The 6,887-nt window shown below is 37.4% G+C and carries 7 protein-coding genes; all 7 read right to left on the reverse strand.

Annotated elements, in window-relative coordinates:
- Positions 1-42: 42 nt before the first annotated feature.
- The 7 genes from B5F87_RS11805 to B5F87_RS11835 all read right to left on the reverse strand — a co-directional run bounded on the left by B5F87_RS11805 (position 43) and on the right by B5F87_RS11835 (position 6,588).
- Positions 43-627 (reverse strand): DUF308 domain-containing protein, encoded by a 585-nt coding sequence (locus tag B5F87_RS11805; RefSeq protein WP_158097041.1) that lies wholly within the window; start codon positions 625-627, stop codon positions 43-45.
- 239 nt (positions 628-866) lie between these two features.
- Positions 867-2,642 carry an oleate hydratase gene (locus tag B5F87_RS11810; protein ID WP_087281277.1) on the reverse strand — a complete coding sequence of 592 codons (1,776 nt, stop codon included), beginning with the start codon at positions 2,640-2,642 and terminating at the stop codon, positions 867-869.
- 153 nt (positions 2,643-2,795) lie between these two features.
- Entirely contained in the window at positions 2,796-3,377 is a 582-nt protein-coding gene (locus B5F87_RS11815; RefSeq protein WP_075758605.1) for a TetR/AcrR family transcriptional regulator, read from the reverse strand.
- A gap of 96 nt (positions 3,378-3,473) precedes the next feature.
- Positions 3,474-4,394, reverse strand: coding sequence for an alpha/beta fold hydrolase (locus B5F87_RS11820; RefSeq protein ID WP_087281279.1), 921 nt, complete (start codon positions 4,392-4,394; stop codon positions 3,474-3,476).
- Between the two features lie 266 nt (positions 4,395-4,660).
- Positions 4,661-5,458, reverse strand: a complete 798-nt coding sequence (locus tag B5F87_RS21430; RefSeq protein WP_242964431.1) for a GIY-YIG nuclease family protein — start codon at positions 5,456-5,458, stop codon at positions 4,661-4,663.
- A gap of 29 nt (positions 5,459-5,487) precedes the next feature.
- Positions 5,488-6,207, reverse strand: a complete 720-nt coding sequence (locus tag B5F87_RS11830; protein ID WP_087281281.1) for a hypothetical protein — start codon at positions 6,205-6,207, stop codon at positions 5,488-5,490.
- 57 nt (positions 6,208-6,264) lie between these two features.
- Positions 6,265-6,588 carry a helix-turn-helix domain-containing protein gene (locus B5F87_RS11835; protein WP_087281283.1) on the reverse strand — a complete coding sequence of 108 codons (324 nt, stop codon included), beginning with the start codon at positions 6,586-6,588 and terminating at the stop codon, positions 6,265-6,267.
- Positions 6,589-6,887 lie beyond the last annotated feature (299 nt).

Raw genomic sequence — 6,887 nt, forward strand, 5'->3', positions numbered from 1 at the left:
TATAATTTTATATTTGTTAATAATAAGTTTTACTTAAACATTTTATTCTTCCCAGTCAGTATCTTCCTCGTTCTTTTCCTGTCCTTGGATTTGTTTTGAAATCTTCACCGTCTCCTTGACTGTGAGATGATTCATGAGACCTTCTGCAAAAAAACCGCTTCCGATAATGACATGACTGATCTGACTTTCCTGAAACGGCTTTATTATAATTAAGATCCCAAAAGCAGCTACAATGATGGAAAGTGTCAATATCCATTTCCATATTTCAAGTCCAAATACTTTTGCGTCTTTTGCAGTCTGAACTTTTAATACAGCGTCAAGCAAAATCAACAATCCTAGTCCTGGGGAAAGATATGAACGGATACGCAAATTACATCCAAGCACTATCACTCCTAGCACTATCAGGAATATTCCACAGGCCAGATCATATTGGAAAGCCAGATCATACAAATCATCTGAAAGATATCCAATAATCTTAACAATTCCATAGGCAACTAATATGATGCCCCCTGTGATACATAGCACCAGTGGGGATATAGATGGTATTGTCATACATACGATTCCAGCTATATAGAAAATAATTGAAATCAAAACATACCCATCTCTTGCCATACGAATCTTTTTCAATATTTTCACCTCCATTCTCTTTTTCTTGCCTAAATTCTACATACTATTTCATTCTTCTTCTATGGGCAAACGTCTTCTATATATCCAAAAACTAGGCAATCTTAACATGTTTGTCTGGATTCATTCAAAGTTCAAGATCAATAAAAGCTTCCCATTGCCGACATAAATGTCGACAACGGAAAGCTTTTGCTTATTTGTTTATCATGGAAAAGAATATGATTATTTCAATTTTTTCAAACTCAAATAACATGATATTCTTTCAGCAGTTTTTCCACATCTGTGTTTTTGATAAAGTCTAAAGCCTTTTTAACAGCAATCTTTTCCTTGATTCCCAGCTTCATCTGAGTCAGTGGTTCTCCATCACGCAATTTGACAGTCGCATTCAAAAGATCCCTCACATCATATGTGCTGCACCAAACCTCCGGAACTCCACGGTCTACATTAAGCAAGGTATAAACAGCTTCCATACCGGTACGCATGGAATACTCTGTTGTAAAAATAGTATCCCTTGCGGTCTCGGCAAACTGGCCAATAAATGCAAAGTTTACTGCTCCATCAGGCACAACTTTTGGACGATCCGTATCATTACGAGGCATGAAAAAGGCATCAATATAAGGCATCATAACTGGAACTGTATTTGCACTGTTCTCAGCCAGTTCTTCGATCTCGTTTTCCGGCACACCAATATGGTACAGCCATTCCATACAGATCTCTTTTCCTGTACAATCTCTCATTGGCTTTTTGACATAGTCACCAGGTCTGTCATTAAAGAGCGCATATACCCAAACGAGACAATGGTCTTTTGGCTGGGAACGGAACTGTGGCTGACGGTTAATCGTCCAACTCAAAAGCCAGCTGGAATCTTTTACAGATACAATACCGCCGGTGACCACTTTACCAGTAAACGGATCTCGTTTACAGATATTTGTGATATATGGAATAATTCTTTGATCAAGTGTCTCCACAGTGGCACTCATCCAGTTGCACAGCTCACTGTCATAACAGAATTTATCCGGATTTCCAAAGTCAGGGCTTTGGGCGGCAATACGTCTCCACATATCCCATCCGCCACCTGGCTTGATTTCCGGATTATATGGAGCCGGCGTATTCTGGGATCCCATTGCAGAGTTTTCCACACATCCACCATTTGTGATGAACACAAGATCATCCTCTGTGAAGTCTACGAAACGTGTTTCACCTTCCGTCTCAATTTCAATACGGGTAGCCTGCTTTCTGTTGGATGTAACATCAAACTCAACATTTACAACCTTTGTATTATAGTGGAATACGACACCGGCATTTTCCAGATATCTTACCATCGGAAGGATCATACTCTCATACTGATTATATTTTGTAAAGCGCAGAGCGGTGAAATCAGGAAGCCCTCCAATATGGTGAATATACCGCTTAATGTAACGCTTCATTTCCAGTGCGCTGTGCCAGTTTTCAAACGCAAACATCGTCCGCCAGTACAGCCAGAAGTTTGAATCAAATACTTCATCGTCAAAATATTCATCAATACGTTTATCATACAATTCTTCATCCGGCGTGAAAAACAGCCTCATGATCTCCATCTGTGCTTTGTCTGAAACTGCAAATTTCTTATCTGTATGTGCATCCTGTCCCCGGTTGACAGTAGCACGGCAAAGGGAGTAATTCGGATCTTCTTTATTGAGCCAATAATACTCATCCAGTACACTGACTCCCTCAGTTTCAATAGATGGGATAGAATGGAACAAATCCCACATAACTTCAAAATGGTTATCCATTTCACGTCCGCCACGCATTACATAACCTACACCAGGATATTCAAACCCATCACAGGCACCACCAGGAATCGGATCTTTTTCAAAAATGTGTATACGTTCACCTTTCATCTGACCATCACGGACAAGGTAACATGCGGCTGAAAGTGCTGCCAGCCCTGTACCAATAATATAAGCTGACTTGTGATCTACTCCTTCTGGTTTCTTCGGATGAGCAAAAGCTTCATAGTTTCCACTTGAATAATACATAATCATACCTCCTGAATTTCAATTCGTTATATATGTTTTTCAATTACATCCTCAATATACATTGTATGATAACTACTCTCAATCAACAGAATAGCCCCATCATCGAATTCTTCGATGACAGGGCTATATTGTTGTTTTTTTCGACAAACTCCATCATTTGTTGATATTATCATATGGCTTATCAATCCGGCATTTTTCAAGCATACGAATGATATCTCCCTCTATTAAATTACTCAGTCTGAAAATCATCTTTTCCGGTGATGGTTTCATGTCCTGCCGTATCCAGTCCAGCATCATACCTACAAAAGCATACTTGTAAAAATCGGCAATAAATTTTTTATCCTCCTCCCTGACACTCATGCCTTGTGCACATTCTTCAACAACGTTAATAATCAATTGATAAACAACCCTGTACAGATATTGAATAATCTGTTCCTGACTCACATGACGGTAAACATTAAGTATAAAAGGCTTGTTTTCTTCTACGGCTTGAAAAATATACAGAAATCCCTGTTCCCATGTATCATATGTAGTATTTCCATTTGCTGCTATGCGGGAATCCTCCTCACAGGACCATTCAATGAGGTCATAAATATCTTTGAAATGATAATAAAAAGTTGCACGGTTGACACCGCAGTCTTCTGTAATATCACTAATTGTAATTTTGGTAACCGGTTTTTTCAGTAACATCTTTTTAAGAGATGCCTCTAATGCTCTTTTTGTAATATCCGACACTTATCAATCCCTCCTATTCTGTATATCATTCCATTCGTTTGAAAAATATTATACTAAACTCGCATATTTTCCACAATGAACAAAAAATAAATCAAATTACAAATGACAAATCAGCCAATGCCTGATATCGTCATAAACGTCTTCTTTGTCTGTCTCATTGATCAATTCATGTCTGTCATTTTTATAAAGTTTTATCGAAATATCCTTAATTCCTGCTTTTTTGTAGATTTCATAAACATTTTTAACTGCTTTTCCATAATTACCAACAGGGTCTTCTTCTCCTGCAATCAAAAATACAGAAAGGTTCTTCGGTATTTTTGCAATATTATTTGAATTCTGTATGAATGACAGCACGTCCAATAAAGTACGGTATCCATTTACCGTGAAGGAATATGTACAATACTTATCTGTGTTATATCTATCAACAATAGTTTCATCCTTTGTAAGCCAATCATTTGATGTCCTGACGTTTGGAATATGATTATTAAATTTGCTGAAAAACATATTTTTCAGCATCTTGGATCTATAGCGGTCTCCCTTAAAGAATTTAGTCAGCGATACCATTATTTTACCAGCTTTCAGTACACTTCCAGACTGGTTGCCTGTTCCGGAAATAATCACTCCATCCAACTCATTTCCATATGTCATTATATAGCGCCTTGCCATAAATGACCCCATACTGTGTCCAAACAAGAAGTAAGGAACATTAGGGTAATTTTTCTTTGCAAAACGGGTTACTTCATATAAATCTGCAACGACAGTTTCACTCATGTTGCTTGGACAAAAATACCCCAAATCGTCATCTATTTTTGCCGTTTCTCCATGACCAAGATGGTCATTCCCAATTACAAGAATACCATATTGGTTTAAGTACCTTGCAAATTCATCATAGCGTTTTATGTATTCAATCATTCCATGAGAAATCTGAACAATTCCAATTACTGTAATATTGGGTTCCCAAATAACAACATGCAACTGATTCTTTCCATCTGAGGATGGTATATATAATTCCTTCATTATACTGCCTCCTTGTTTCTTATCTCTAGAAATATACTTTTAAATTTCCTATGCATTATTTCAAGTATCCTCTATTTCAGCATATCAGATATCCTCCCAACGACAATAGGCAAACACCTTTGCAATGCCCAAGAACAGGTACTCCAACAAAGTAGCTCTAATAAGTAAACTTTTTAATACATGAATTTTCATTGTAACAAATTGATCCACTCCGTTTCTAATTCCGCAAAGCCAATATTTTTGACTATTTCAACAAAATCATATTTCTACCATAGCGAGGTTTTTCCATTTCCATGTTGTATAAGGTGGTCTCTATTCCCATATATATTGAGAGGTTCTTTTTCGAAGAGCAAGATCCACCCGTGTTTAACAGTAGTGCCATTTTGGCAACTGTTGCACTTACGGATTTTCATCTTGATGGGGATTCCGTTTCCCCATGCCCTCGTTTTTGACATCACAGATGTCTTTTGGCTTCCACTGAAAAAGTGGTCGCAGCAACAATGGTACAAATGGAAGGGACAGCCATTTATACCTATGTTGGCATCACAATGTGATGAATGATTCCGTTGGAAGGGAGGAATATGGAGAGAAGAAATAAAAGAAAAGAAGTTACACATCCACATTTTGTAGCTGTAAGACTTACCGATGCAGAGATGCCTGATATCTGATTGCTGTAACTCGACAGCACCATATTCCTTTTCATATTCTTCTACAGATAACGCCTCCGATGAATGATGTCCGGAAACAATATTTGACAGTCCAATATCACTAATATAATTAAAGGCGTTGATCAGTGATGCTTCAGCTGCAAATGCCTCCGCTTCAGTCAAATTAGAATTAATGATTATTTTTTCTACATCAAGTCCTTTCGATTTGATATCTGCAATAGTCTTTAATTTTAACTTTTCACTATCCGGATTTACTATACTTTCTCTTTCGTGTTCGAAAACCCTGTTGCCAGTTCCTTTTCCAATATAGAAAATTTGCTTATTTCTCGGATCAATTAACCCATATACATAATAATCGCCTAATGACAAAAGGCTTTTTTCTGAAAAATTATTCATGATTGTATCTCCATTAATGCAACAATACTTTAACCTTCCTCTCCCCGGATCGGAGCATAGAAGATCAGCAAATCTATATATTTTTCTCCGTCTCCCTGTTCTCTATAATCATACCGGATCATATAATCCCGAATACTATATCCCCGATACGGATCAGATAGGGTATAAAGTTCTCCTGTTGTAAAATCAATTAGTGAGTACCCTGTGCTTTCCAGATATTCATCATTATCACTGTTTACCTGATCTTCATAAAATTCACACACCTTATCCAGACAATCCTGACACAATTGATCTTTGAGAGTTTCACAGTCTATCGTATCTTTCTCTCCAAGGTGTATATTGGGTTCCGCAATACATCTATCCGGTTGAGAGTGTGTCATAATAGAACCATAATCCTCTCCAAAAGAATTTACCATTGTGCTCATATGCCCAGAATCAATCTTTTCATTTCCATCATCATCATATTCTCGGATCCGGGTGTCAGTGACTGACATATCGGCCCAATGGATAATCCCAATTGAATCGAATTTTCTATAATATTCCAGAAGTCCACCAGCCGGTGTTCCGCAAATAAAGCATTGTTCTTTACCGATTGATGATTGAAGAGACAGTTCAAAGTCATCATCAGATTCATACTCCGTCTGATCCACCTGTTGTTTTGTTGTTGATGTTTTTGCAGGCTGCGTCTGACAACCACAAAGAGTAATCCCTAATATAAGTACAAAGCATAAAATATTACTTCTTTTCATAAAAACCCCCGAAGCTGAAATAAGGACGTACTATGCCATCCCTCAGCACAGACGTCCTTATTTTCTAATAATGCCCTGTATATACGCTTTTACCAGCTCTTTTTGATGTTCGTCCATCGCATTCCAGTCAGAAAGCAGCTGTTTCTGATCTGCTGTTAAATCAGGAGTTTCTTCATCACCTGCAAAAAACTGGGCAAGGGTGATATCGAATCCCTCACATATTTTCTCAAGCGTCTGAATCGTTGGAACACTCTTCCTGTTTAGCAATGTAGAAATAGATGACTGGGCAATTCCAGATTTCTGAGCGAGTCTGTACCTACTAAATTTCTTTTTTTCACACAACTGCTCAATCCTGGCAATAATATAGTTCTCAGCTTGCAAGTATTCTACACCTCATTTCCGATATGATACCCTTATTGTACTTATAATTAAGGAAACTTATCAGATTGTATATTCCAATGCAAAATACTTAGGTATAACGAAGTATACAGGTAAAAAAATAAGGAACTACATTAGTATATCATATTTATTCCCAGTTCTGCATCAATTTACTCATGATGGTCCACGACAAACGCATGAATGTGTTTCCCAACTAAACCTATCGATTTTTAAAATTTTTACAAGTTCATAAGTTCATCCAGATATTTTTCCGGATTTGTTCCTATCGCATACCGTTTCTT

The organism is Eubacterium sp. An3, assembly GCF_002159465.1.
GTDB lineage: Bacteria > Bacillota > Clostridia > Lachnospirales > Lachnospiraceae > Anaerobutyricum > Anaerobutyricum stercoris.

Bases quoted from the DNA above. Each gene is read 5' to 3' on its own strand.
- B5F87_RS11810 (WP_087281277.1), bottom strand. From the start codon at position 2,642: ATGTATTATTCAAGTGGAAACTATGAAGCTTTTGCTCATCCGAAGAAA.
- B5F87_RS11820 (WP_087281279.1), bottom strand. From the start codon at position 4,394: ATGAAGGAATTATATATACCATCCTCAGATGGAAAGAATCAGTTGCAT.
- B5F87_RS21430 (WP_242964431.1), bottom strand. From the start codon at position 5,458: ATGAATAATTTTTCAGAAAAAAGCCTTTTGTCATTAGGCGATTATTAT.
- B5F87_RS11830 (WP_087281281.1), bottom strand. From the start codon at position 6,207: ATGAAAAGAAGTAATATTTTATGCTTTGTACTTATATTAGGGATTACT.